This window comes from Flavobacterium johnsoniae UW101 (genome assembly GCF_000016645.1).
GTDB lineage: Bacteria > Bacteroidota > Bacteroidia > Flavobacteriales > Flavobacteriaceae > Flavobacterium > Flavobacterium johnsoniae.
Genome location: NC_009441.1, coordinates 3,174,580 through 3,199,984 on the forward strand (window position 1 = coordinate 3,174,580; position 25,405 = coordinate 3,199,984).

A 25,405-nucleotide genomic window follows, 5' to 3' on the forward strand; every position below is an offset into this window, starting at 1 on the left:
AAAAAGAAATGAAAAAAAGAATATTTATATTACTATTTCAAATAACTGCTTTTTTCAGTTATTCTCAGGATACAATAATAAAGTCTGTAAAATCTAATTTAAAAATTCAGGCTGTTGTTGATCCAGGAGGCGGGGATCCCACAGGATATCCTTGGTTTAGAGATGCAGATGGAGACGGGTACGGAAATCCTGATGTATCTGTTATAAAAAATACTAAACCTAGCGGTTACGTTTCTAATAAGACAGATCTCGATGATGGGAATAAATACATTACAAATATACCTCCTCATACTGTTTATCAGGATAAAGATGGGGATGGGTTTGGAAACTCAAGTGTAATTTCATATGCGAGTACCAGTCGCCCCGGATATGTTGACCAAGATGGTGATTGTAATGATAACGACGCTTCTATAAACCCGAACAATGTGTGGTATAGAGATGCGGACGGCGATGGTTATGGCTGGAGTTCTTCTTCAATGAAAAGCTGCCTGCAGCCTTCAGGTTATGTTAAAAACGCCTCTGATTATGATGATTCGACAGGTAATATCACCAATATCGCACCGCAGTATTTTTTTCGTGATGCAGATCTTGATGGTTATGGAAATCCATCTAATTACGTCTATTACAGCAGTATGCCAAATGGATATGTAGCTAATAATTTGGATTGTGACGATTTTGAATACTGGATAAACCCTAATACGACTTGGTATCTTGATGCAGATCGCGATGGATATGGGGATAGCAGACAGGTTATTGTTCAGTGTACACAGCCGGCAGGCTATATACGTACTGCGGGAGATTATGATGACTCAAATCGAAATATAACAAATATACCGCCGCAGATTTTTTATTATGATGCAGATAAAGACGGCTTTGGTAATCCGTCCATAAGTGGATATTTTAGTGTTCATCCTAATGACTGGTCTTTCAATAATCTTGATTGTAATGATAATGACCCGTCAATAAACCCTTTAAATGTTTGGTATTATGATGGTGACGGTGATGGCTTTGGCTGGAATGCTTTAAAAATTCAGAGCTGTACTCCAGTAGCAGGTTATGTAAGAAATAATTCAGATTACGATGATACGAATGCAGAGGTTACTGACCGCGCGCCGCAATACTATTATCAAGATAAAGATCGCGATGGTTATGGGGATCCATATGCGAGTGTGTATCGCAGTTATGCTCCTTCTAATTGGGTTTCCAATGGAAATGATTGCAATGATAACGACGCATCTATAAACCCCAAGACAAGATGGTATCTTGATCAGGATGGAGATGGTTATGGAGAGCTCTACACTGGCGGCGTATTAAGTTGTTTACAACCTGCAGGGTATGTTAATAATGTCTTAGATTACGATGATTCAACAGTAAATATTACCAATATAGCTCCCCAGTATTTTTATCAGGATGCTGATGGAGACGGGTATGGAAATAAAAATAAAAGTGTTTATTACAGCGTGCCGCCTGCAGGCTATGTGGCTAACAGTGCAGATTACAGCGACACAGATATTTATATAACTAATATTGCACCTCACACCGTTTATAAAGATGGTGACGGAGATGGTTTTGGATACGCATTGAACATGTCTGCAGCAAGTGTTTCCAGACCGGGATATGTAGATAATAATACTGACTGCAACGATAACGATGCCTCAATTAATCCTAACACAATATGGTATTTAGATGATGATTTAGATGGTTTAGGAGATCCTGCTAATTTTGTACAGCAGTGTGGCATTCCAAATGGAAACTATGTTTTAAATAATTTAGACAACTGTCCTCTTATTACAGGAACATATTCAGACTGCTCTGCCGTAACAACACCATCAACAGATCAGAATTATATAATTACCAAAACCTATAAACAGCCTTTAACCGCTATAGTAGATTTTCCTGCAGCAGATCAGGCACAAAGCAGTATTACCTATTTTGACGGACTGGGCAGACCCATACAGCAGATTTCAAATAAACAATCTTCATCTGGAAGTGATATTATTACGCATATTGATTACGATGATATTGGAAGGCAAATTCAGGAATATCTGCCTTATAAATCACAAGGCACAACAATGGCATATGAAGAAAGTGCCAAAGACAATACGATAACTTTCTACAGTAATGATGCTTATGAAAATACCACTAATCCATTTTCTCAAAAAATGCTTGAATCTTCACCTTTAAACAGAGTTTTAAAACAGGCGGCACCTGGAGCTTCATGGGCTATGGATAGCGGTCATGAGATTAAATTAAGATATGATACCAATACAGATGGAGAAGTAAAATTATATAAAGCAAATACCTCGTGGAATGCCGATTCTGGATTGTATGAAATTAGTTTTCAGGATTCGGGATCGTATGTTAAAAACGAATTGTATAAAAATATAACCTATGATGAAAATACAGGAAGCAGTCCTGTTGAATCTTCAGGGTCAACTGTAGAGTTTAAAAATAAAGAAGGACAAGTAGTTTTAAAAAGAACCTATAATAATGGAGAAAAACACGATACCCATTATGTTTATGATATTTACGGAAATTTAACCTATGTAATTCCTCCAAAAGCAGACGGTGTAATCAATACAGATATTTTAAACGATTTATGTTACCAGTACAAATATGATTACCGCAATCGTTTAGTTGAGAAAAAACTGCCGGGAAAACAGTGGGAGTTTATTGTCTACGATAAACTTGATAAACCTGTTGCCACAGGTCCTGCATTCTCTCCGTTTAAAGACGACAGTTCAATAGGATGGATGATTACTAAATACGATGCTTTCGGACGTCCTGTTTACACCGGATGGAGTAATCAGACCTGCAATTCTGCAGCGAGAAAAGCATTTCAGGATACCAAAAATAATGAAACAGTATCATTTGAAACCAAAGAGGCATCAGGCTCTGTTGATGATATACAGGTATATTACAGTAATGCGATTGAACCTAAAAATATTAAACTTTTAACGGTTAACTATTATGACAATTATGCTTATCCAAACGCACCAGCAGTTCCTTCTGCAATAGAAGGCGATCCTGTTTTAAGTAATGTAAAAGGTTTGGCGACAGGAAACTGGACCAGAACTTTAACTACGGCTTCAAATAAAGATGGAGAAATCAGTACAACCTTATACGATCTTAAAGCACGACCAGTACGCACCTATATGCAAAACCATTTAGGAGGCTATACTCAAACCGATGTTAAGCTCGATTTTACAGGGAAAACTCTTTATAGTATTTCAAAACACAAAAGAACCTCAGGTGCTGCAGAATTAACTGTAAAGGAAGAATTTGCATATTCTCCGCAGGATCGTCTGCTTACGCACACGCATCAGATAAACGGAGGTGCGGTAGAACTTCTGGCTTCTAATACTTATGATGATCTGGGACAGCTGATAAGTAAAAAAACAGGAAACAGCACCGGAAATCCATTGCAGAAAGTGGATTATAAATACAACATTAGAGGCTGGCTCACGGCAATTAATCAAACAGGCAATCTGCAGGCAGATTTAGGTTTAACCGATTTATTTGCTTTTAAAATTAATTATGATAAACCAAGCAGTTCAGATATAACAAGTTTATATAACGGAAACATTTCTGAAACAGCATGGCGTACCTCAAGTGATTTTTCACTGCGTTCGTATAGATACGAATATGATAAACTAAACAGATTAACCTCTGCAGTGTATGCAAAACCCGAAGATGCCATATCGGTATCTGGTGCTTATAATGAAAGTTTAATGTATGATAAAAATGGCAATATAAAATTCTTAGAAAGATTTGGCGGCAGTGATGCGCCTTCGATAACTTTTAAGATTGATGATTTGACATATTCTTATCGAAATGAAAACTCAAACCAGCTGATGAAAGTTACAGAAAATCCTGCTGGAAATGATAATCAAGGGTTTAAAGACAACAATAAAACCGGCGATGACTTTGATTATGATGATAATGGAAATATGATTTTGGACAAGAATAAAAATATTACATTAATAACTTACAATCATTTAAATCTTCCTAAAAAGATTACATTTGGAACAGGAAACTCAATTGAGTATATTTACAACGCAGCCGGACAAAAACTTGGTAAAATTATCAATGAAGGAACTCTTGCAGTTAAAGCCGATTATCTAGGCGGCTATCAATATAAAGATAACGTTCTTGAATTTTTCCCTACAGCAGAGGGATATGTTAAAAACACAAACGGTGCATTATCCTATGTGTTTCAGTACAAAGACCATTTAGGCAATATACGTTTGAGTTATACTAAAAATGCACAAAACGGTCTTGAGATTATTGACGAGACCCATTATTATCCATTTGGATTAAAACATGAGGGTTATGTTGCGTTGCAAGAAAGTACTAATAAGTATAAGTACAATGGAAAAGAGTTGCAGGACGAGCTGGGTCTTAACATGTATGCTATGGATGCTCGTATGTATGACCCTGCAATAGCCAGATGGAATGTTATAGACCCAGTTACACATCATGATGCATCAACATATGGTGCATTTAATAATAATCCTGTTTATTGGGTTGACCCAAGTGGTCGAGATGGTGAGCATTATGATTATGGTTCAGGTAACTATGTTAATGGTAATGGAGATGTAATTACTCAAGAAGAAGCGTTAGCGGCTTATGGTTTAGATGGTAATGGCAAGGAAAAGGATAAAAAGAAAAAAGCAAGTTCAACTAAATCAGATACAGGCAGAAGAAGAGCTTTAAGACAGAGAGATGATAATAGAGGTAGATTAACAAGTGGTAGTGTTCTTTTTGATGCTCGAGGTCAGGAGTTGTTAAGCCATTGGTTGAATGGTTCAGGTAAAAATCTTGAATTATCGAATAAAGAATGGGGAGATTACATGAAAGCAAATGGATTATTACCAGAACAAATTGAAGAAGCGGCTATGAATTATTTGTATGGTTTTAGAGAATATATCAAAAAAGAAGGAAAAATTGATGTTGATTTCACATTTCATGCAGAAATTGAAAATGGATATTTTACTGGTTATGAAATGTTACATGGTTCTAATAAAAAGGTTGGTGATACTCAAATGAAAGGAACTGTTGAATACAATTCTAAAACCTCTCAATTTGATTTCAATGTTCAAATAATTTGGAATGATAAAATCGACCCGAATAAAAATTATGGAGATGATATTATGATGTCAAATCTGCTTAATGTATTTTATTCACCGAAAGATTATAACGTTAAAATAAAATGGAATGATAAATTTAGCTACAAGTAAACTAATAATGTATTTTATGATATTGTTAACAATGATATCATGCGTCAAAAAAGAAAACGAACAATGGAAAGGTGAAGGTAAAATAGACCATATTGGAGAATTCAAAACAAAAAGTATGTATACTATAAAAGTAGAGAATAATGATGATATTATATCTTTCAATGTGAGCGACAATTCTAAGCATAGTGTCGTTACATCAACTGAAGGAATAAGCAATATACATAATTGGTATTTATATTGGGATGATGCTAATAAAGCCTTATGGGTTTATAGTAGTGATATAGGTTCTTCTGTTTGGCTTGAACAAAATTCCATTTTTTCAGAAACCACAATCACTTATAAAAATCAAGATAAACTGCCAGTTAAAATGCCTAAAGAAATTGAAAAAGATATTTTAGAATAGTTCGATAAAGAAAAACTACTGGCGCAAAAGCTCTAGTAGTTGGCACTATTAAGATAAAAGCCATTCCATAACGGAGTGGCTTTTGCTTTTATAGCTCTTATAGTGAAGATTAAAGCTTAACATTAGCACGTACTTATTCCCAAGTGACTAGATGCAATCAAAATAAAGATTGTTGAGTCCTCACTTCCTATATCGCCTATTTCAATGCTAAATTCCACGATTTGGAGTATCAAATTACCTGCCTGCACTATAAACTGTACACATATTACAGTCTATATGCTCGATGTGATAAACGAAAAATCTCTTAATTCTTGGCTCAGATAAAACACAGTATCATTTTGGAACACTTATTTTTCCAATTCTGAAAATATTTCTCAAAAAAAAGTGCCAAAAAGCTACACTTTTCAAAGTTTGATAGTATTTATTGTAAAGATGCTTGACTAACTCTCTTGTATGGAGTTCCTGTATCTATACAATAATGAGGTACTAATCAACTAATAAAATGAAATATGAGAATTTAAAGAAATTCATAATAAGCACAAAATCAAGTAAAAGTACAATCTATAGATTTTATAAAAAGAATGAAGACTTATTCTTAGAAACTAAAATGAGTACTGGAAAAAGATTGTTTCCTGTAGACCATGCAAGATATTTTGATTCTGAAATCATGTTTGATGAAAACAAAATACTTAGACAAGAGAATCAGTCAATGCGAAATCTTATTGACTGTTTAACAGATAAAGAGAGTTTACAGCATACGTTCTGGCAGATGGATTGGAGCTTTTTCTTTACGGTTGCCTATAAAACGGAGCGTAATAAGAACAGCTGTTTTAAGCAGATGCACTCTCTTTATGACTATCTGAATGAAAAATATCACGATTCAACTGACTTGCGAATGTTTTTTACAACAGAACCGTTTACCAATAGAAAAGGTTTTCACAATCACTTTGTTTTACATGTTGAAGATAAAAAGCTTCATGAGAGTATTATAAGTGACGTTCAGGAGCATTTTAGCTATGACAGAGTTGATGTGAGCATCTATGACCGCTATAAAGCAGGATTGTTCTACATATCGAAAAAAGGTCTAAATGGCGAAGATTGGGATTTTATCAATAATAGTGCAAACACCTCAACAGATGAGAGTTAAGCTTAAACTTTCTCAGTTGAAAAAGATATTGCTGTCAGAACCGCTAAAACTGCAAATCAGTTTTAAAATGAAAGATTTCACAAATGCAGAATTCTCAGAGTTTCAAAAATTAATACAATCTAAAGAACGAGGCTAAAGACCTCGTTTTTTTATGCTCAGAAATGGCTCAAAAATCTATGAGCCCAGGAAATCCAGGATTTTTCTTGCACAATCCAAAATAGACCTGGACATTTGTTTCACTTTTGATAATAAGTGAAAGCAATCATATAAACCCAATGAAATCAATGGTTTACATGGTATAAAGAATTGACCGCTTTCAGATACATATATTAAGGTATAAAAGTGAAACTAAAATCAAGCAAAATGGCATTAAAAGGACAAAAGACAACAAGTGATTTTTTAGAGTGGAACAAAATGCAGACTATCGTTTTGAAACTGGAGAGAGACAATGATTTGAAATTTGCATTGCTGATTGCAACAGGTTCTTATATTGGTCTGAGGATTTCTGACCTACTACAGCTTCGTTGGAATCAGGTTTTGAATGAGGAGCATTTTATCATTACGGAAAGGAAAACCAAGAAAATCCGAAAAGTGACTATCAATCCAGAACTGCAAATCATACTTAAAAGATTGTTTGTCCAGCTTGAAGCCAAAGAAACTGATTTGATGTTTGCCAATAGGTCTGGAGATAAACCGTTCAGTACACAGTATGTGAACAGTAAACTCAAAGATATATTCACTAAATACAATGTAAAAGGTCAGTATTCAAGCCATTTTATGAGAAAAACGCTAGGTCGCAGAGTCTGGGAAGTAAACAAATATAGTGACCAAGCATTATTGTTATTGTCCCAGCTGTTCAATCATACCAGCGTTTCAACTACTAAAATCTATCTAGGAATCAGAGAACAAGAGATAAGTAACCTATATTTGAGCATATAGCCAAAAAATTATTCGTAAAAATTTCATTGATTTTAATGATTTTTTTTAAATAAATATTGAGAAAGTAAAAATTAAAACCATATAAATCTATATGAATTTGTAATTTATTCATTTTCAGCGCATTGAGTTTTTAAATCCATATAAATCTATATGGCGTTGATAATTTAATAATTGTAAGTTTTTACGCATTTTTGAGTTATGTTTAATTTCTCTACCTTTGTAAAACAAAATCAAAAGGAAAAGATTCTTGCAAGGAAAATTTCGCCATTCTAGTAGCTAAAGAGTGGAAAAAGAGCAGATTGTAAAGCTAAGCAATCAGTTCAAAAATCAAATTTATATTTCATATTACAAATTCGGTGCAATATCCGAAGCAGTATTCTTGTGCCCAAAAATTACGTGTTTAACTCTAAAAAAAATTAAAGCTTATGCAAAACTTAGAATCGCTGTTCCAGTCCTTTGAAACTGGCATTCGAAGCGTGAAAGCTACAAAGCCGAAAGAATATCTGAATAAGATAGGATTGGATTATGCGGAACTGAGAATCGGCTTTAATTCAGGACAGTTTCATCACAATAAAAGCCAAGAAGCCAAAGATGAATTTGAAGCTTTAGGAATGCTTAAAAAGAGCGATGCGGGTGTGAGAAAAGAAGACCTGACAGCCTATACCGTTTTTGGAAGGTACGGACTAATTTTTCCACTGCTAAGCAAAGAGAACCAAATTGTAAACTATTTCGCTTTACGGTTTGATTTGGAGAGTCCTAAAGAAGAATACCTCAACAGTGAAGGCATTTATCCATCTTATCCAAATCTGCTCACTAAAAGGCTCTATATTGTTCCGACAGTCATTGACTGCGCAAGCTTTTTGCAGTCCAAAGCACTGGAGAACAGAGATGCTGTGATTGCAATGCACAGCGGAACGTTATTGCCCCAGCACTTAGAAGCTATTAAAAGCCTTCACGAATTGGAAGAAATAATAATCATTAAACGCTAACACTATGCAAGATATAAGAACGCAAATACAGAATATCAGACCAGAACTGCCAGTAAATATGATTCAGCTCCCAGACGGACACAGCATGAATGATATGTGGCTGAATTACGGTACTGGTGGAATAGTGGAACTTTTACAGAATACAGAAACGGAAAAAGCAGTCCCGACACTTGAAATCCACAGCGATTACAAAATCGGCTATAGAGGAAAAACAGGAACATTCTATGCGATTGGCAGTCTGCCGATGGACTTGGGAAACCTGAGAGTCTCGTTACAGATTGTAGAGAAGGACAGCCAGAAAAAACATCGTGTAAAAATCGATTTGTTTGATTTCACCAGCGTTGAGAACCAATGCCGAGAACTGAGTGAAAAGCAGGGATTTGACGGCAATCTGCTTGAAGCTGATTTGAAACAGTTTACAGACCTGCTGGAAGAGTATAGAGAAAACCTCTTCAACGCTGAAATGAACCCTGTAACCGACCAATTTTCAGAAAAGGAACTCACTCCTCAAGCGCATGAAAAAGCGATAGAATTCCTCTCTAAACCCCGTCTTCTGGAGAGTGTTGACAAACTGCTTGGACAAAGCGGAATTGTAGGAGAAGAAGAAAACAGGATTCTGCTGTTTGTACTGGCATCCAGCTATAAAATGCCTTATCTGATGCATGGACTAGTACAAGGAAGTTCGGGTGAAGGCAAATCACACCTCATCAACGCAATAGCGGACTGCATGCCACAAGAAGATGTAATGAACATGACCAGAATTACCAGCAAATCGCTATATCATTACAAAGATAAAGAGCTGATGAACAAGCTTATCATTATCCAAGATTTTGACGGACTCGATGAAGAAGCGCAATTTGCATTTCGAGAAATGCAGTCAGCCAAGTTCCTGACCAGTTCAACGGTAGTAAAAGATATGCTGGGCAACACTCGAGGAAAAATGAAAAAGGTTCATGCTCATTTTGCAAGTCTTACCGCCACGACCAAAGCAGAGGTTTACTATGATAACATGAGCCGTTCGGTAGTTTTGGGAGTTGATGAAAGTCTGGAGCAGACGCTCCGCATCATCAAATCGCAGAATCTCAAAAATGCAGGCATCAGCAACATTGAGAACGAACAGCAGGCGAAACAGCTACTTAGAAACTGTATGCGTGTTTTAAAAAGCTATACTGTAGTGAATCCATTTGCCGATAAAATCGAACTGCCAATAGAGGCTAAGATGCTCCGCAGGCTCAATGACCAATTTCAGAGCTTTGTTTCCCAGATAACGATTCTGAACCAATACCAGCGGAAGAAAGATGATAAAGGAAGACTTATAGCAACTATTGAAGACATTCAAAAAGCTGTTAAGATATTCTTTAGTTCCATTATTATCAAAGTGGACGAGCTCGATAAAAGCACGAGACAGTTTTTTGAAAAACTCAAAGGATTTGTCAAGAGCCAGCCAAACGGAACTACATATAGGTTCACGACCCGTGAGATAAGACAAGAGCTTAATATCAGCAAAACCTCAGCTTTCAAATACATGCAGACCCTGCAAGAACTGGAATATATACAAGCTGTTGAAGGTTCTGCAAACAAAGGATTCAAGTATGTTGTGAGCTATTGGGACAATATGGAAAAGCTCAAAGCGAAGATAAAAACAGAAATGGCAATGCAGTTAGACCAGATTAAAAACAGTTAAAAGAACACGTGAAGTCCAGTAAATACAGGCAATATAAAGCTAGTATTCACAATTTTGAAAAGTGTGCTTAAGAAGCATTTTCGAATGATGATTCTAAAACCAGAGAAAAGATGAAAAAAACAATACAAACACCAGCATTTCAAAATCTGCTCAATGAGTTTGACAGCTATGTAAGAGTAAAGAATTACAAGCAAGGAAAAGGCTCAATGTACCAGAAAGCTGTATCGGAGTTCCTTATCTGGCTGGAAGATTCGGGAATTACCAATATCAAAAGCGTAACAGGTAAAGAATCAGTGAATTACTTTGAATATCTGATAAAAAGACCCAAACTGCGAGGAAAAGGAACGCTGGCAGGAAAGACAATAAAGTTCCATCTGTTTGCTTTAGGACTGTTTGTGTCAAATCTTCTGGAGAACAGGCACATTGAAAATGCATATTACATTCCAAGCTATTCGGAAGAAAACGGAAAAGCAAGAAATGCCCTGAGCGTTGAAGAAATCAGAAATATATACCAGCATTGTGAGAGCGATTTACAGCGGGCTTTACTATCAGTGGCTTACGGCTGTGGGCTTCGAAGGTCGGAAATAACAGCTTTGAATGTAAGGGATGTCATGCTCTCCAAAGGAATGCTTATTGTCAGAGACGGAAAAGGAAGCAAAAGACGTGAAGTCCCGATGAGTGATATAGTTGTTGAATATCTCGGAAAGTATATAACCGAAGAACGTTATGAGAAATTAATCAGCGAAAACAAAGTTCAAGATGCGTTTTTTATACATGATAGCGGAAAGCGAATGAATGGCGAATACCTCAACAACACCCTAAAGAAAATGATTGAACAGACCAATGATTATAAGCTCATACAGAAAGAGATAACGCTTCACTGTCTCAGACACAGCATCGCCAATCACTTGATGGAAAAGAATGCTGGAATAGATTTCATACGTGGATTTTTAGGTCATTCAGGAATCAATACAACCTATATCTATGCAGTTCGGAACAAAAAACGAAAACCAGTAACAGCCTTTTAATCAACATGCTTATGACTAAACCAACAATTGAAAATTTCCTGCTCCAAAGTTACAGCAAGCAGACTGTCGACAGCTATATGTTTGCCATTAACCACTTTTTGAAGCGTAATCCTAAAGCCAAACGATACAAATACAGGAACATAGTGCAGTATATGGAAGAAATCAGCCAAGAACAGCCTAACGGCAAATATCGGGTTGTCATTTTATCAGCTATAAAGAAATACTACGATTATCTGATTATGAGCGGTTACAGAACAGACCATCCATGCAGAAAGCTCAACATCAAAGTCAACAGTAATCAGGCTGTTCAAGTTCAGGATTTGTTCAGTTCCGAAGAGCTGGAGCTTCTTCTGGCACGTGAGAACCGTTACGAGAATTTGGACACCAGAAACAGCGTTCTTTTAAACCTGTTGATTTATCAAGGTTTGACCAGCGATGAAATCATAAAGCTGAATGTTCAGGACATTGATTTGGATGAAGGAACAATCTACATCAAAGCATCCAGTAATCTGAACAGACGAAAATTATCATTGCTAGCAAAACAGATACTGCTGTTTTCCAAATATTTAAACGAAGCCAGACCCAAAATGCTCAGAACCTCAACCGATAAGCTGATTATCGGCAAGCTGGGAAAGCCTATCACCGTTAACAGCATTCATGCAATGATTGAGCCATTAAAGCCTTTATTTCCAGATAAGAAGCTCAACCCAAGAACTATCAGAATGAGCGTTATCTGCAACTGGCTCAATGAAAAGAAACTGCCATTGGAACATGTGCAGGAGCTTGCTGGACATAAGTGGCCTGGAACAACAGAGAAGTACATCAAAGCAGACAGCCAGCAACAGCGTGAGCTGATTAATAAATACTTTCCGATTTGACACAAAAAAAAGAGGGATTTCCCTCTTTTATAGATAGTAATGCTATTTGCATTTGTCAATTTCAGCATCAACATAAGAGCGCAGTTCTTCAACATAGCTGTCAGGCAAATCATTATCTTCGATTACATTTCGTACAACCTGCGGTACGTATATTGATTGTCTGCTTTCAACAAAATAGAGCTCTTTTTCTCGTTTTGTTTCATTGCTGAACGATTTTGCAAATCGGTAGCTTTCACAATAATCCTGAACTATCGCTGTCTGTGCCCATGCTTTAAGCTCTTCCATGCTTTTTGTTTTCGGATGGTCTTTGTCCCATTCGTTATCGTAATGTTTGCTAAGCATATAAGCTCCCAAGCATAGAAGTGTAAAGCCTACCAAAAAGATTCTAACAAGAATTGTTAACGGTTTATTCATTTTTTTAGTTTTTAGTTGATTTAAAATTCAGGCAAATATATTAAAAATTCTATTTTATAGTGTACTAAATTATAGAGTACCACAAAAAAGACAAAATATTGAGATTTGGAGTATGAAAGATTCTACCCAAACAAACAATATGGAAGAACTTAATGCAATTGCATTGAGACTTAAAGAACTAAGAAAAGCAAAAGGATATTCCAATTACGAGCATATTGCATATGCTCTGGAGATGAGCCGTTCTGCTTATTGGAGATTAGAAACTGGAGCTAATTTCGAGTTGAAGACGCTTATTAAAATATGTAGAGTTCTGGAAATTAGCCTTGAAGAGTTTTTTAAAGGAATTGATTTGCCAAATTCAAAAATAAAAAGCTAAAAAAAAATTATAAAACTGTCCTACTTGTATCCCTTGTCAATACTGGGAATTTTAAAAATTACAATAAAACTCTAAATCATAACTGTTTGATTTGGAGTTTTTTGGTATTAAAATAATCCAAATTTAGTGTCCTATTTTATTTCACCGCACAAAATTACCTTCGCAAAGAAGAATGTTACCAATGATAACAACTATTTTAGAAAATCATTCTTCAATTTGTAAATGATTAACATGATGCCTTTTATTGTGAAAATGTAGTGTCCTATTTTGTTTCAGACCTTGAAATTACATTCGCAACGAAAGTTACATATTGTAACCATCAATCAAGAAATCATTATTTCAATTTGTAAACGAAAAATTTAAAATCACGATTATGAACGACTTAGTAATAGTTTTAGCTTTTTTCCTAATAATGCGTACAATGAGTATGGCTTTTCCCAAAAGAGCAGAAAAAGCTACTAAATGCGAGACTAAATTGATAAATGCCTTATGTATCAGTAAAGCCTTTGAAGCAATAACTGCTTATTTCAAACAAAAAAAGAATCATTTAAAATGAAAAATATTACATTTGAACCGCTAGGAAATAGAGAAACGGACGTTCTTACAACACAATAGAAGTTTTGTAAATCCTTATAAGTATAAGTTCCAAGAGCAGGAGCGTCAGGACGAGCTGGGATTGAACTGGGACAGCTTCAAGTGGAGAAATTATGATTATGCAATTGGAAGATTTATGTCTATTGACCCGTTAGCGGAGAAGTATAGTTTCCAGTCGCCATATAATTTTTCTGAAAACAGAGTTATTGATTCGAGAGAATTAGAAGGATTGGAAGCGTATAGGTTATTTAGGACTGAAAAGGAGGCGGCTAATAATTGGGGACAGCAATATGCTGGTAAATCGATTCGTGAAAATAAAGAATTTGGTTCAACGATTGGAAAGAGTACTGATGCTAAAGGCAATGTTAGATATTCCTATGCACCACCAGCTCTTGGCGACAATGATGGTGTTACAATTAGTGATGCACCACAAGGAACAACACCAACTGCTGATATACACGCTCACGGAGCATATGATTCAGAATACTTTAATAATGATTTTTCTCGTGGAGACAAAAAAGGCAATGATAATACAGGTCTAAATGGCTACTTAACGACTCCAAGTGGAACTCTTCAAAAATATAATCCTAAAACTAAGGAAATAACAATTGTAAATGAGACACAAGCAAGTGACCCAAAAGACCCTGATAAAAAAAATAACATTTCCCCAAATGAAAAGAAGGCTGAAAAGTCAACTACGGATAGTAAACAAAAAACAAATACTAATATTTGGCCAGTAATTAAGCCTTTAATTCCAACAATTCCAGCTAAATAAACTTAAATTTTAAAAATATGAAAAAGCATAATGTATTATTAGTGGTTTTTTTATTAATATTCTTTAATTCGTGCTCCCAAGAGAAAACCAAGTCGCAAAAGGTAGTAAAATCTGTGGTAGATAAACCTAATTTGGTATTTAAGGATTTAGTTCCTGATAATGAAACTGCAATAAAAATAGCTGAAGCTATTTTAGTGCCTATATATGGTAAAAAGATTTATAAACAGAGACCGTTTGTAGCAACGTTGAAGTCACCAAATGTGTGGGCTGTAGAAGGAACATTACATACAACAAAAGGTGGTGTTGCTTACATAGAGATACAGAAGAAAGATTGTAAAATATTGAAAGTTTATCATGAAAAATGATAAAGTAAAATAGTTATAACATAGCTTGATAATTTGGGTAGTGTTTCAGATTAGGTGTTTTGATAATATATCCATGTAACTAACTGAAAAAGAATATTACAATTAAATTATTGAATAGAAAAAGAGACGACCATCAGGTCGTCTCTTTCATTTTTTGTCTTTTAATAATCCTTAAAATGCTTTTACCTTACCTTAGTGTTTCAAATTAGGTCATGAAAATAAAATGTAATTTTTGCAATGGTAAATGCATAAAAAATGGATTACAATCTAACGGAAATCAGCGTTATAAATGTTGTGCTTGCAAAAAAAGACAGCAGATTGAATATAGCTACAACGCTTACAAAAAGGATATCAATCAGGAAATAGTGCTGTTCACCAGAGAAGGATTAGGAATAAGAAGCACGGCAAGAATATTGAAAATATCAGCTACAACATTACTAAAAAGAATTGTTTCAATTGCTAGAAACATTACCAAGCCAATTATCAGCAATGGTAAAACTTATGAAGTCGATGAACTTTGCACTTATATCAGACACAAGAAAAATTATATCTGGCTGGTTTATGCATTGGAAAAGAATTCTAAAAATGTGGTGAGTTTTAATGTAGGCAAACGAACCAATAAAACTCTGAATCGTGTTTTGGAAACTTTAAAATTATCTGACGCTAAGAAAATATTTACGGACAGACTTAAAAACTACAGGTATCCGATTGATGAGAAAATGCATTTTGTTAAACGTTTTGGAACAAATCATATTGAAAGAAAGAATTTGACGCTCAGGACTCATTTAAAAAGATTAAACAGACGTACAATCTGCTTTAGTAAAAGTTTAGTGATTTTTACGGCTGTTTTAAAGATTTATTTTTGGATTTGAGCAATAAAGCATTAAGATTCTTCGGCTTTATTTCCAGCATGATTTGACCGGTGAGGGGGAAGATGGCTGGAAAGGTTCGTTTGTTAAATGGGAAGATTATTAAAAAGTTAGTTAGTTAGTTAGTTAGTTAGTTAGTTAGTTAGTTAGTTAGTTAGTTTTCTTTTGTTGCTTTTTTGTTTTGGCCGGCGATGGGGAAACTGGTACGGCAGTGCAGTGTATTTAAAAAGTGTTCTTTAAATAAAGAAAGGAGAAAAAGGACTAGTACTTAGCTGCTTATAGCTTTATAAATAAACGCCGGATGTTTATAGCTTATAAAATTTATGGTCAGCTAAAGAGGCAGCTAGGTGAGTTGATTTGAATTATTGCGTTAAAACTACAACTAAAAATTAAATGCAGAATTTAAAACATAGACTAAGATACGAGTAAGTCTTACTCTGTATATCTATCCTTATAAGTGTTTTCTTTAAAAAAGAATAAATTAACGTGCTAATGTGATTTTTATTGTGTTATTTAACAAAAAATTATCATTTAATATTTCCTTTTATTATTTTTACTGGGACTTTAACAAAAAAGCAGGAAATTATGATCAATTTAGCACGAAGAAATTTTATAAAAAATGTCGGATTTGTTGGTGCAGCAACTCTTTTCTGCGGCTCTATGGCTGCTCAGAGCACTTTAGGAAATTTTTCTATCTTGGAAAACGATGAAGATAATATTCTAGCCCCATTCTCAAAAATAACTTTTTTTGACGCTTTCCTTTTAGATCAGTCTCTTGCGGACTGCTATAAAAAATCTATTTTAAATTGGGAAAAAATAGGATACGCCTGCTCAGGAAATTATTGTTTCAGTTCTTCTGACGGACTTTTAAAAATGTTTCCCATGCATCTCCAAACTGAGGCTGCTGGAAAAGTGGATGATGTTTTGCTATGCTTTGGAAAAGATTCAGATGGCAGCTGGAAATCTGTAAGATCTTTATCTGGATTTGATTTGGAGGCTATTACTGTAGCAATGCGTGATTTAAATATATATCGCAATAAGGTTAATTTATCCCATTATTTATTTCCTGCGCCAACGCAAAAATTAAATCCGTATGGATATGATACCAGAAAAGGCAGTATTTCTCTTCAAACTAACTTAGCGGCAGAGCACACCGTAACAAAAATCATCATAAAAGAAGGCACTTCTATTGTATACCAAAAAGAAATAATTTCAAAGCATAATTTTGCCGCTGATTCTTTTGTGGCCTAATATAATTGCTTGAATAACTTAATAAATAGTCAAAATTATGGCAACACCTTATTTAGGAGAAATACGTATCGTGTCTTTTAACTTTGCTCCGAAAGGCTGGGCTTTATGTAATGGGCAGTTTTTGCCTATAAATCAAAATCAAGCTTTGTTTTCTCTATTGGGAACTATGTATGGCGGCAATGGACAAACAACATTTGCTTTGCCGAATTTAAGAGGAAGGACTCCCATTCATTTTGGAAATGGGCATACAATAGGAGAAAAAGGCGGAGAAGAAGCCCATACTTTAAGCATATCAGAGCTGCCTGAGCATACCCATGTACTTCAGGCGAAAACAGATACGGCAAGTACCAATATACCCAGCTCTTCAAATTTTGTGGCTAATACCGCTCCTAATTTAGTTTATAGCGGCCAAAGTCAAAATTTTACTTCGATGAACTCGGGATCTCTTACCAGTGTCGGCGGAAACCAGCCCCATTTAAACATGCAGCCATTCCTTACCTTGAATTTTTGCATTGCTCTAATAGGCGCTTTTCCTTCTCAAAATTAATATTAACTTTAAAAAGTAAAGATATGGCGCAACCTTACGTTGGGGAAATCAGAATGTTTGGAGGAAACTTTGCTCCTGCAGGATGGATGTTCTGTGAAGGGCAGATTCTTTCCATTTCTGAGAATGAAACATTATTTCAATTGATAGGCACCACTTATGGAGGTGATGGCCAAAGCACTTTTGCTTTACCGGATTTGCGCGGAAGAGTTCCCATTCACTCTGGTACATCCTCCAGCGGTACAACCTACACATTGGCCGAAACAGGTGGGGCAGAAGACAGTACGCTAACGGCCAATCAAATTCCTGCCCACACTCACAATTTAATGGCAACTTCAGATTTGGCAGATACTGCAAGTCCGTCCAACGCGATATTTAGCACAAATCCCCCGGGAAGCAAAATGTTTTCTAGTGCCGCGCCGACAGCAGCTTTAAATCTCTCATCGATTGCAAGTGCCGGGGGCAGCCAGCCCCACACTAATTTTCAGCCTTATCTGTGCGTCAGTTTTATTATTTCATTGTTTGGAGTGTTTCCTTCTCAGACCTAGAATTTTAAAAATTTGCGATTCCTTTTCTAATAAAAATAAAAACATTATATCTATGGATCAATTTGTTGCCGAGATACGTCTTTTTCCATTCAATTTTGCACCTCTAGGATGGGCTATGTGCAATGGACAAATATTGCCTATATCTCAAAATACGGCGCTTTTTTCTTTGCTGGGAACCACCTATGGAGGAGATGGGAAAAGCACTTTTGCCCTGCCGGATTTACAGGGTCGCGTTCCTATGCATCCAGGACAGGGACCCGGATTATCTTTGCATGATCTGGGAGAAACAAGCGGAAGCGAAAGTGTCAGTCTGCTTGAATCTGAAATTCCATCCCACAGCCATACCTTAATGGCTGCGACTTTAAACTCACAATCCACATCTCCAACTAATAATAGTTTAGGGCGCGGAAATCCTGTGAGAATTTACAATCAGACAGGAACCAATGCCAATATGAGTTTAAACTCCGTATCTACAGCTGGCTCAGGATTGCCGCACAATAATATGATGCCTTATTTGACAATGAATTTTTGTATCGCTCTTCAAGGGATTTATCCGTCAAGAGGTTAATTTGAGAGGATTTGAATTTAGAAATAAAAGATATTAGCTTTAGAGATATTCAGGAAAGAGATAAAACGCTTCTCCGTGAAATATACGGCAGTACCCGTGAAGAAGAACTGGATAAGGGCACTAATTGGAATGATGAACAAAAAAGACTTTTCATTGACCAGCAATTTTCAGTACAGCATGAATATTATCAGAAGAATTTTTCAGATGCAAAATTTTATATAATTGAAAAAGAGAAAGTTCCGATTGGAAGATTATATATTGATTTTTCTGAAAATGAACCGGTCAGAATTATAGATATTACAATATTGCCTGAATGGAGAAACAAAAATATTGGCAGCTCCATTTTAAATGAAATCCTTAAAAAAGCGCGCAGCAATAATTTAAATGTCTCAATACATGTTGAAGCTTTTAACCCTGCAATGAATTTATATAAAAGATTAGGATTTAGGAAAATAAGTGAAACAAATGGCATTTACCATTTAATGGAATGGAATTACAATAACCGATATTAACGATTAACAAAATTATATGGATATAACTTTACTCTCTGCAGATAACTTTAATTCTCTGCTTAATGCAGTATTCACGATCAAATTTTCCGAAGAAATCCAGCTTGACGCGGAGTTGATTTCGGTAACTGAATTTAATAGTTATTCTCCATTGCAAAGAACTCCATTCTCTCTCGTTTTTCGTACCCAGCAAAAAAACGAATATTACCAGCAGGGCATCTTTACTGTTATACACCCTGAAGAAGGCAATTTAGAATTATTTCTTACACCGCTAGGTTTTGATGAAGCGGGAATGAAATATGAAGCAGTATTTTCTTAATTAAGCTAATTAAAAGCAAAAAAAAAATGAAAAATAACAAACTCTTAGCTGTAATAATACTAGTTGGATTTCTAAGTTTTGGAATGAAATACAATACTATTATTAAGAATAATTTTGTTGCTCCTATAGTTGAACGTTTTGTAAAAGCTGAAAAAACTTTTATTGATGAGAAAAAAGAAAATAAAGATAAAAAAGCTGAAATTAAAGAAGACAAAACAAATACATCTACTGTAGCTGCGACAGTTACTGTAGCAAACGCTGTAGCGGTTAATGGAGGTGGGAACGCGCAGCCTGGTTCTCAGCTTGATTTTACTATAACTATAACAAATACAGGTACAGATGATGCTTTAGGAATGAATTTTCAGGATATTTTAGATTCTAATCTAACCTTAGTTCCAAACTCTTTTAAAGCAACCCCAATAGCAAACAACAATTCGTATTCCTGCATTGGAAACGTTGGAATTAGTGTGGATGCGGCAGGTGGTGTTTTAACAAACGATGTCAGTCCGGATGGAACTGCTTTATCGGCTTCTTTATTAACAGGAGCAGCAAATGGAACCGCAGTTCTGAATGCGAACGGTTCTTTTATTTATAATCCAAATGCAGGATATTCTGGTTCAGATAGTTTTACTTATACTTTGACCACTGCCAGCGGCAAGACCTCAACTGCAACAGTAAATATTACTGTAAGCACTCCTATAATATTTGTTAATAGTGCAGCGGCTGCTGCAGGAAACGGAACTCTAGCATCACCTTATAAAACTTTAAACAGTATTACAGGAAGTAATGCCTTTCCTGTTTTTATTTATACGGGAACAGTTACTGGACTTTTAACCTTAAATGATAATCAAAAAGTAATTGGTCAGGGGGCAGCTGCAAGTCTGACTTCGATATTAAGTCTTGCTGTGCCGGCCTATAGTAATGTTTTGCCCGCTACCGGAGGAACAAATCCGACTATTGCCGGTGTCAATTTAAAAGCAAATAACGATATCCAAGCTGTTGCATTGACAGGAACTCTATCTGGTTCGAACGTTGGAGCTTTGAAAATAAGAAATACAACTATTAATACAACAAATTTACAAGCTGTTAATATTACTGGCGGCGGCGCTTTAGACTGTATTTTTACCAGTATTTCTGCCAGCGGCGTCTCTAAGGGAATTTCAGTAACCGGCGCGCAGGGAAGTTTTCAGGTGACAGGAACAGGATCTACGGCCGGATCTGGCGGGACAATTCAAAATATATCTTTAAGAGGTGCTGAGTTTATTTCGTGCGCCAATGTTACACTTAAGAACATGAATTTTACCAATGCAAATAACTCTTCGACAGTAATGAGTGATGCCGAAGATGACAACACCAATTCTTACGGCGCACTGCATTTTAAAACTGTCTCTGGAGGCGTTAATTTAGATAATATTTTGATCACCGGCACTACAAACTCTGTTGGAATAAATTTAAATGATGTTAATAATTTCGTATTATCCAATAGTACAATTACAGGATGCGGAAGTGCAAATGGAGGAAATGCAAATGTGGGAGGAATATTTGCATTAAATTTAAGAGGAACAAGTTCAATCACAAACACAAATGTTAATGATTCCTGGGGAAGAGGTTTTTTTGGATTTAACGGCCAGCTTTCTCAAAATCCTACGCTTAATTTGACAGTAACCGGCTCTCAATTTAAAAACTCTTTTAATAAATCAAACGGAGACAGTAATTTTATTTTTCAGGCTAAAGGGACTACAAACAATACATTGGTTTTTAAAAAGAATGATTTTTCTAATTCAAAAACGACCGGTTTAGCATTGAATTTTAGCGGATCTTCTGTAAATACCGTCCAAATAGGAGGAACTAATGCATCTACAGATGCTAATACTATAAATGCTGCAGCTTCAAGTCCTGGAAGTAATGGTTTGTCTTTACAAGTAACAGGCAATGCAGCTGTGAACTACAATATTATAAATAACACTTTAAAGTCAAGCTACAATGCTCTTTATGCATGCAGTGTCGGAAATCAGGGTTCGGGAACGATAAAAGGACGTATAAATAATAATACCATTGATGGCGGCGGCTCAACTTCTTCCAGCAATGGAATCAGTGTTGCTGCTTATGGTAATGCCAAACATATTACTGAGATAGCCAATAATATAATCACTAATGCCGCCAATTACGGCATTTTCTCTGAAGCAAATGATAATGCCGTATTAAGTGCAGGAAGAATTGATGCTTCCATCACCAATAATAATATTAGCGTTGCAAATAATGCCTACACTCATATTGGAGTAGTGGCCTATGCAGATAATGCCTCCAGTACGATGATCAGTGCTGCAAAGGTTACTGGTAACATAGTTAACTCTGCAAGCGGATTAGCAGCAGGGAATTTTGATGTACTCTCTCAGGGACCTAGTTGTAAGGTAATTTTACAGGGTAATACCGCATACGTTTCAGGAACTGGAAACAGAAGTGCGGCATTGACAAATTTCTGGAATAGCAATAATCCTAATACTCCAACAGGAGCAGGACTGGATGAAGGCGGTACTGGAACCATAATTTCGGGAACTGTCACTATTCCTGACAATGCAAGCGCATCAAAAATGGCCATCCAGAAAGAAACGCCGCAAGAAGAGGCCGACCCTGCGGCAGCTGTCAATAATACTGTACCTGATAATGCAGTAACTGCTAAAACTGTTGCGGCAAATGCTGTTAATGAAACCCTTACTGCCGGACCATTTGCTCTGGCTGCAGGAAAAAGCACTGTGATTACTTTTAGTGCGACAATCAATGCAGCAGGCACGTTACCGCAAAACACCTGTTCGGTTACCAATCAGGCTGCCGTTAGCGGTTCTAATTTTACAACTGTAAATTCTAATATTACAACAACATCAATTAAGCCAGCAATTGCAACAGTAACGGCGGACACAGAGAATATCCCTTGTTTAGGAAGCACGTCCGTTACATTAAACGCAGCTTGCCCGCTTGGTACAACTGCGACCTGGTATACCGCAATGAACGGGGGAACCAGTTTTGCAACCGGAAATTCGGTTTCTGCAACTCCTATGGCAAATAATACGACGTATTGTGTTGCTTGTGAGACAGCTTATTGCGCAAGTGACAGGGTTCTTGTTAAAACTGTGACGGGAACTCCTTCAACAACGTCGCCCCCAGTTACCGTAACCGAATGTGATTCTTATACCTGGAGTGTTAACGGAACAACTTATACTAGTTCTGGAACATACACTGCTGTTGTTGGATGTGATACCAAAACTCTAAATTTAACAATAACTCCGTCTGCAACTTCAACACCTGAAACCATAACGGCTTGTGATTCTTACACATGGAGTGCCAATGGAACAACTTATACCACCTCTGGAACATACACAGCAGTTGTAGGATGTGATACTAAGACTCTAAACTTAACAATCAATCCTTCAACCTCATCAGCAACTGAAACTGTTTCTAGATGCGACAGCTATACCTGGCCGGTAAATGGCACAACTTATACAGCTACTGGAAATTATACCCATACGATAGGATGTGATACCAAAACTTTAGCGTTAACGATTACCAATTCTACGAGTTCTACCCAGGCTGAAACGGCTTGCGACAGCTATACCTGGCCGGTGAATGGCACAACTTATACCGCTTCGGGAAATTACACGTATTCTTTGGGATGTGATACCAAAACTTTAGCGTTAACGATTACCAATTCTACGAGTTCTACCCAGACTGAAACGGCTTGCGACAGCTATACCTGGCCGGTGAATGGCACCACTTATACCGCTTCGGGGAATTACAGTTATTCTTTGGGATGTGACACTAAAACTTTAGCGTTAACGATCACCAATTCTACAAGTTCAACGCAGACAGAGACCGCCTGCGACAGCTATACATGGCCGGTGAATGGCACCACTTATACCGCTTCGGGTAATTACAGTTATTCTTCGGGATGCGACACTAAAACTTTAGCATTGACTATCACTAATTCTACAAGTTCAACGCAGACAGAGACCGCCTGCGACAGCTATACATGGCCGGTGAATGGCACCACTTATACCGCTTCGGGGAATTACAGTTATTCTTTGGGATGCGACATTAAAACTTTAGCATTGACCATTAATAATTCTTCTGCAATTCAGAAAACAGTAGCATTAAATTCTGGAATCTTGACCTCGGACCATTCCGGAGCCATTTACCAGTGGTATAAGTGCCCCAACACACTGTTGGCAAACGAAACCAGCCAATCCTTTACGCCATCCTCCGTTGGAGACTATAAAGTTGAAATTACCGTTGCAGGGTGCACGATTGTTTCTGATTGTATTACTGTAAGTACTTTGGGGCTGTACGATTTCAAAGCAGCCGACTTTAAAATGTATCCTGTTCCAAGCAAAGGAATTTTAAACATTCTTACCAGATACGATGGGAACTACAGCATAATAGACGCTGCTGGAAAAATTGTAAAATCAATAAATCTTAATGCAGATTCTTTAAATACAATTCACCTGGAAAATCTTTCAGATGGCGTTTTTTTAATTAAAAAAACAGATGGAAATTCATTTAAAGCCCAGAAATTTATTTTGAAAAAATAAGGTGATCTGTCAGATGTGCTGGCAGTTAATGGCTGATTCTAAACATTTACGGAAATTTAGACATTTATAGTAAGATTGCAGAAAAATTAAAACAGCCTTTGGGCTGTTTTTTTATTGTTAATGTTTCTTAAGCAAGCTGTTTGCCAGTTGGTTTTGGGTTTTCTGCTTTCTGTTTCTATTTTGGCCGGTGATGGTGAAGCCGGCCAGGTAGATCTATTTATTTGGATTAAAGATTATTAAGCAGTTAGTTAGTTAGTTAGTTAGTTAGTTAGTTAGTTAGTTAGTTAGTTAGTTAGTTAGTTAGTTAGTTAGTTAGTTAGTTAGTTAGTTAGTTAGTTAGTTAGTTAGTTAGTTAGTTAGTTAGTTAGTTAGTTAGTTAGTTAGTTAGTTAGTTAGTTAGTTAGTTAGTTAGTTAGTTAGTTAGTTAGTTAGTTTTTGATTTGGATCTAATTTTTTTTAGATTGTTTTTAATTGTTGTTTTGGCCGGTGATGGGTGAGTTGTTTTGAATGGGTGTTTTAATTGAAGAATTTATTAAATAAGTAATTCTTTTTATTAGAGATCACATAAAGCTGTAATTGTCTTGATTTAGAAATATCTGCTAATTACGGAAAACCGTAAACTTTAGAGGAAAGCTTTCTTTATGTTTGCCTGAAACATAACTATTTGACCATGATAAAAATACTTTTTTATTACACCTTGCTCTTTTTTACGGTATTATGTGCTAATGCGCAGAACGATAAGCTCATGGCAAGCTGCTGTGATGCCAAACCAAAAGAAGCGGGCAGATGCACAGGGAGCGCTTACTGCAGCGCATGCTCAAACTGCAGCAGATGCGGACATTGTTCGAATGGTGGAAGCTGCGGAGTTTGCGCTACCTATTCGCCGCCTGCGAGATATACGACTCCGCATGCAAGCACTTCTTCTTCAAGAAGTAGCGTCAATAGTCCGTCTAAAAAAGTACAGACCGTTTCTCTTACTTCCAAGGAGTCCGTTAAATCCAAGGCAAAGAAAGAAGACGTAAGCAAAAAAAAGACAGCTATCTATCATCCTGAGGATATAGTCGCTGTAAATTCTGAAACTCTAAAGCTGCGTGAAGAGCCGGGAAATGAATCGGCATTTATAGAGACCCTTAAAAAATATGATCTCTTGATGGTGATTGCCATTGACGGGGAGTGGCTGCAGGTGAAGGTGATCCGCTCAGGGAATTTTGGATACGTGAAGGCGGAGTATGTCTATAAGATGTAGAATGTGTAATTCACATTTCCTTTTTGTAGATAAAGTAGTATTTCCTCCAAATAATCAACAACTTTTTTGAATTAAAAAATTACGTAGTTACGATGTTCAATTCTATCAGATCTATGTATTATTAGTTTATTTTTAA

At 36.3% G+C, this 25,405-nt stretch carries 22 protein-coding genes; 21 read left to right on the forward strand and 1 reads right to left on the reverse strand.

The window, feature by feature from the left end; translation table 11 throughout:
- Positions 1-8 precede the first annotated feature (8 nt).
- The 8 genes from FJOH_RS26260 (at position 9) to FJOH_RS13870 (ending at position 12,308) form a co-directional block, all read left to right on the forward strand.
- Positions 9-5,240, forward strand: a complete 5,232-nt coding sequence (locus FJOH_RS26260) for a DUF6443 domain-containing protein (protein ID WP_012024730.1) — start codon at positions 9-11, stop codon at positions 5,238-5,240.
- 31 nt (positions 5,241-5,271) lie between these two features.
- Positions 5,272-5,643: a hypothetical protein gene (locus tag FJOH_RS13840; RefSeq protein ID WP_123875774.1), complete on the forward strand. Its 372-nt coding sequence runs from the start codon at positions 5,272-5,274 to the stop codon at positions 5,641-5,643.
- A 502-nt stretch (positions 5,644-6,145) separates the two neighbouring features.
- Positions 6,146-6,790: a hypothetical protein gene (locus FJOH_RS13845; RefSeq protein ID WP_012024732.1), complete on the forward strand. Its 645-nt coding sequence runs from the start codon at positions 6,146-6,148 to the stop codon at positions 6,788-6,790.
- 363 nt (positions 6,791-7,153) lie between these two features.
- The gene (locus FJOH_RS13850) at positions 7,154-7,729 is read left to right on the forward strand and encodes a tyrosine-type recombinase/integrase (RefSeq protein WP_012024733.1); all 576 of its coding nucleotides are present in this window, start codon (positions 7,154-7,156) and stop codon (positions 7,727-7,729) included.
- Between the two features lie 425 nt (positions 7,730-8,154).
- Positions 8,155-8,718, forward strand: coding sequence for a hypothetical protein (locus FJOH_RS13855; RefSeq protein ID WP_012024734.1), 564 nt, complete (start codon positions 8,155-8,157; stop codon positions 8,716-8,718).
- Positions 8,719-8,722: 4 nt separating this feature from the next.
- On the forward strand, positions 8,723-10,402 hold the full coding sequence (locus tag FJOH_RS13860) for a P-loop NTPase family protein (RefSeq protein ID WP_012024735.1): 1,680 nt from the start codon (positions 8,723-8,725) through the stop codon (positions 10,400-10,402).
- A 110-nt stretch (positions 10,403-10,512) separates the two neighbouring features.
- The gene (locus tag FJOH_RS13865; RefSeq protein WP_012024736.1) at positions 10,513-11,430 is read left to right on the forward strand and encodes a tyrosine-type recombinase/integrase; all 918 of its coding nucleotides are present in this window, start codon (positions 10,513-10,515) and stop codon (positions 11,428-11,430) included.
- 11 nt (positions 11,431-11,441) lie between these two features.
- Positions 11,442-12,308 carry a tyrosine-type recombinase/integrase gene (locus tag FJOH_RS13870; RefSeq protein ID WP_081432672.1) on the forward strand — a complete coding sequence of 289 codons (867 nt, stop codon included), beginning with the start codon at positions 11,442-11,444 and terminating at the stop codon, positions 12,306-12,308.
- 42 nt (positions 12,309-12,350) lie between these two features.
- Here the strand turns inward: FJOH_RS13870 and FJOH_RS13875 are convergent, their stop codons facing one another.
- On the reverse strand, positions 12,351-12,722 hold the full coding sequence (locus FJOH_RS13875; protein WP_012024738.1) for a hypothetical protein: 372 nt from the start codon (positions 12,720-12,722) through the stop codon (positions 12,351-12,353).
- 112 nt (positions 12,723-12,834) lie between these two features.
- Here FJOH_RS13875 and FJOH_RS13880 point away from each other — a divergent pair, with 112 nt between their 5' ends.
- The 13 genes from FJOH_RS13880 to FJOH_RS26555 all read left to right on the forward strand — a co-directional run bounded on the left by FJOH_RS13880 (position 12,835) and on the right by FJOH_RS26555 (position 25,269).
- Positions 12,835-13,098 (forward strand): helix-turn-helix domain-containing protein, encoded by a 264-nt coding sequence (locus FJOH_RS13880; protein ID WP_012024739.1) that lies wholly within the window; start codon positions 12,835-12,837, stop codon positions 13,096-13,098.
- 373 nt (positions 13,099-13,471) lie between these two features.
- A complete protein-coding gene (locus tag FJOH_RS13885) occupies positions 13,472-13,654 on the forward strand; it encodes a hypothetical protein (protein WP_044047745.1) in 183 nt (60 codons plus the stop codon).
- 120 nt (positions 13,655-13,774) lie between these two features.
- A complete protein-coding gene (locus FJOH_RS13890) occupies positions 13,775-14,467 on the forward strand; it encodes a DUF4329 domain-containing protein (protein WP_012024740.1) in 693 nt (230 codons plus the stop codon).
- Positions 14,468-14,484: 17 nt separating this feature from the next.
- On the forward strand, positions 14,485-14,832 hold the full coding sequence (locus FJOH_RS26265; protein ID WP_012024741.1) for a YbbC/YhhH family protein: 348 nt from the start codon (positions 14,485-14,487) through the stop codon (positions 14,830-14,832).
- Positions 14,833-15,044: 212 nt separating this feature from the next.
- Complete coding sequence (locus FJOH_RS13900) at positions 15,045-15,704, forward strand: IS1 family transposase (protein ID WP_012024742.1); 660 nt, start codon at positions 15,045-15,047, stop codon at positions 15,702-15,704.
- Between the two features lie 582 nt (positions 15,705-16,286).
- Positions 16,287-16,952 (forward strand): hypothetical protein, encoded by a 666-nt coding sequence (locus FJOH_RS13905; RefSeq protein WP_012024743.1) that lies wholly within the window; start codon positions 16,287-16,289, stop codon positions 16,950-16,952.
- 37 nt (positions 16,953-16,989) lie between these two features.
- Entirely contained in the window at positions 16,990-17,499 is a 510-nt protein-coding gene (locus FJOH_RS13910; RefSeq protein ID WP_012024744.1) for a phage tail protein, read from the forward strand.
- 23 nt (positions 17,500-17,522) lie between these two features.
- Positions 17,523-18,044: a phage tail protein gene (locus FJOH_RS13915; protein ID WP_044047747.1), complete on the forward strand. Its 522-nt coding sequence runs from the start codon at positions 17,523-17,525 to the stop codon at positions 18,042-18,044.
- Between the two features lie 52 nt (positions 18,045-18,096).
- Positions 18,097-18,612 carry a phage tail protein gene (locus FJOH_RS13920; RefSeq protein ID WP_012024746.1) on the forward strand — a complete coding sequence of 172 codons (516 nt, stop codon included), beginning with the start codon at positions 18,097-18,099 and terminating at the stop codon, positions 18,610-18,612.
- 11 nt (positions 18,613-18,623) lie between these two features.
- On the forward strand, positions 18,624-19,124 hold the full coding sequence (locus FJOH_RS13925) for a GNAT family N-acetyltransferase (protein WP_012024747.1): 501 nt from the start codon (positions 18,624-18,626) through the stop codon (positions 19,122-19,124).
- Positions 19,125-19,140: 16 nt separating this feature from the next.
- Positions 19,141-19,440: a DUF6916 family protein gene (locus FJOH_RS13930; protein ID WP_012024748.1), complete on the forward strand. Its 300-nt coding sequence runs from the start codon at positions 19,141-19,143 to the stop codon at positions 19,438-19,440.
- 26 nt (positions 19,441-19,466) lie between these two features.
- Positions 19,467-24,023 carry an Ig-like domain-containing protein gene (locus FJOH_RS13935; RefSeq protein WP_012024749.1) on the forward strand — a complete coding sequence of 1,519 codons (4,557 nt, stop codon included), beginning with the start codon at positions 19,467-19,469 and terminating at the stop codon, positions 24,021-24,023.
- 670 nt (positions 24,024-24,693) lie between these two features.
- Positions 24,694-25,269, forward strand: a complete 576-nt coding sequence (locus FJOH_RS26555) for an SH3 domain-containing protein (protein ID WP_073099590.1) — start codon at positions 24,694-24,696, stop codon at positions 25,267-25,269.
- Positions 25,270-25,405: the final 136 nt, after the last annotated feature.

Excerpts from the sequence above, each read along its gene's own strand:
- FJOH_RS13870 (WP_081432672.1), top strand. The coding sequence starts at position 11,442 with ATGACTAAACCAACAATTGAAAATTTCCTGCTCCAAAGTTACAGCAAG.
- FJOH_RS13920 (WP_012024746.1), top strand. The coding sequence starts at position 18,097 with ATGGATCAATTTGTTGCCGAGATACGTCTTTTTCCATTCAATTTTGCA.
- FJOH_RS13845 (WP_012024732.1), top strand. The coding sequence starts at position 6,146 with ATGAAATATGAGAATTTAAAGAAATTCATAATAAGCACAAAATCAAGT.
- FJOH_RS26260 (WP_012024730.1), top strand. The coding sequence starts at position 9 with ATGAAAAAAAGAATATTTATATTACTATTTCAAATAACTGCTTTTTTC.
- FJOH_RS26265 (WP_012024741.1), top strand. The coding sequence starts at position 14,485 with ATGAAAAAGCATAATGTATTATTAGTGGTTTTTTTATTAATATTCTTT.
- FJOH_RS13935 (WP_012024749.1), top strand. The coding sequence starts at position 19,467 with ATGAAAAATAACAAACTCTTAGCTGTAATAATACTAGTTGGATTTCTA.
- FJOH_RS13860 (WP_012024735.1), top strand. The coding sequence starts at position 8,723 with ATGCAAGATATAAGAACGCAAATACAGAATATCAGACCAGAACTGCCA.
- FJOH_RS13905 (WP_012024743.1), top strand. The coding sequence starts at position 16,287 with ATGATCAATTTAGCACGAAGAAATTTTATAAAAAATGTCGGATTTGTT.
- FJOH_RS13885 (WP_044047745.1), top strand. The coding sequence starts at position 13,472 with ATGAACGACTTAGTAATAGTTTTAGCTTTTTTCCTAATAATGCGTACA.
- FJOH_RS13880 (WP_012024739.1), top strand. The coding sequence starts at position 12,835 with ATGAAAGATTCTACCCAAACAAACAATATGGAAGAACTTAATGCAATT.
- FJOH_RS13875 (WP_012024738.1), bottom strand. The coding sequence starts at position 12,722 with ATGAATAAACCGTTAACAATTCTTGTTAGAATCTTTTTGGTAGGCTTT.
- FJOH_RS13840 (WP_123875774.1), top strand. The coding sequence starts at position 5,272 with ATGATATCATGCGTCAAAAAAGAAAACGAACAATGGAAAGGTGAAGGT.
- FJOH_RS26555 (WP_073099590.1), top strand. The coding sequence starts at position 24,694 with ATGATAAAAATACTTTTTTATTACACCTTGCTCTTTTTTACGGTATTA.
- FJOH_RS13855 (WP_012024734.1), top strand. The coding sequence starts at position 8,155 with ATGCAAAACTTAGAATCGCTGTTCCAGTCCTTTGAAACTGGCATTCGA.
- FJOH_RS13900 (WP_012024742.1), top strand. The coding sequence starts at position 15,045 with ATGAAAATAAAATGTAATTTTTGCAATGGTAAATGCATAAAAAATGGA.
- FJOH_RS13910 (WP_012024744.1), top strand. The coding sequence starts at position 16,990 with ATGGCAACACCTTATTTAGGAGAAATACGTATCGTGTCTTTTAACTTT.
- FJOH_RS13930 (WP_012024748.1), top strand. The coding sequence starts at position 19,141 with ATGGATATAACTTTACTCTCTGCAGATAACTTTAATTCTCTGCTTAAT.
- FJOH_RS13865 (WP_012024736.1), top strand. The coding sequence starts at position 10,513 with ATGAAAAAAACAATACAAACACCAGCATTTCAAAATCTGCTCAATGAG.
- FJOH_RS13915 (WP_044047747.1), top strand. The coding sequence starts at position 17,523 with ATGGCGCAACCTTACGTTGGGGAAATCAGAATGTTTGGAGGAAACTTT.
- FJOH_RS13850 (WP_012024733.1), top strand. The coding sequence starts at position 7,154 with ATGGCATTAAAAGGACAAAAGACAACAAGTGATTTTTTAGAGTGGAAC.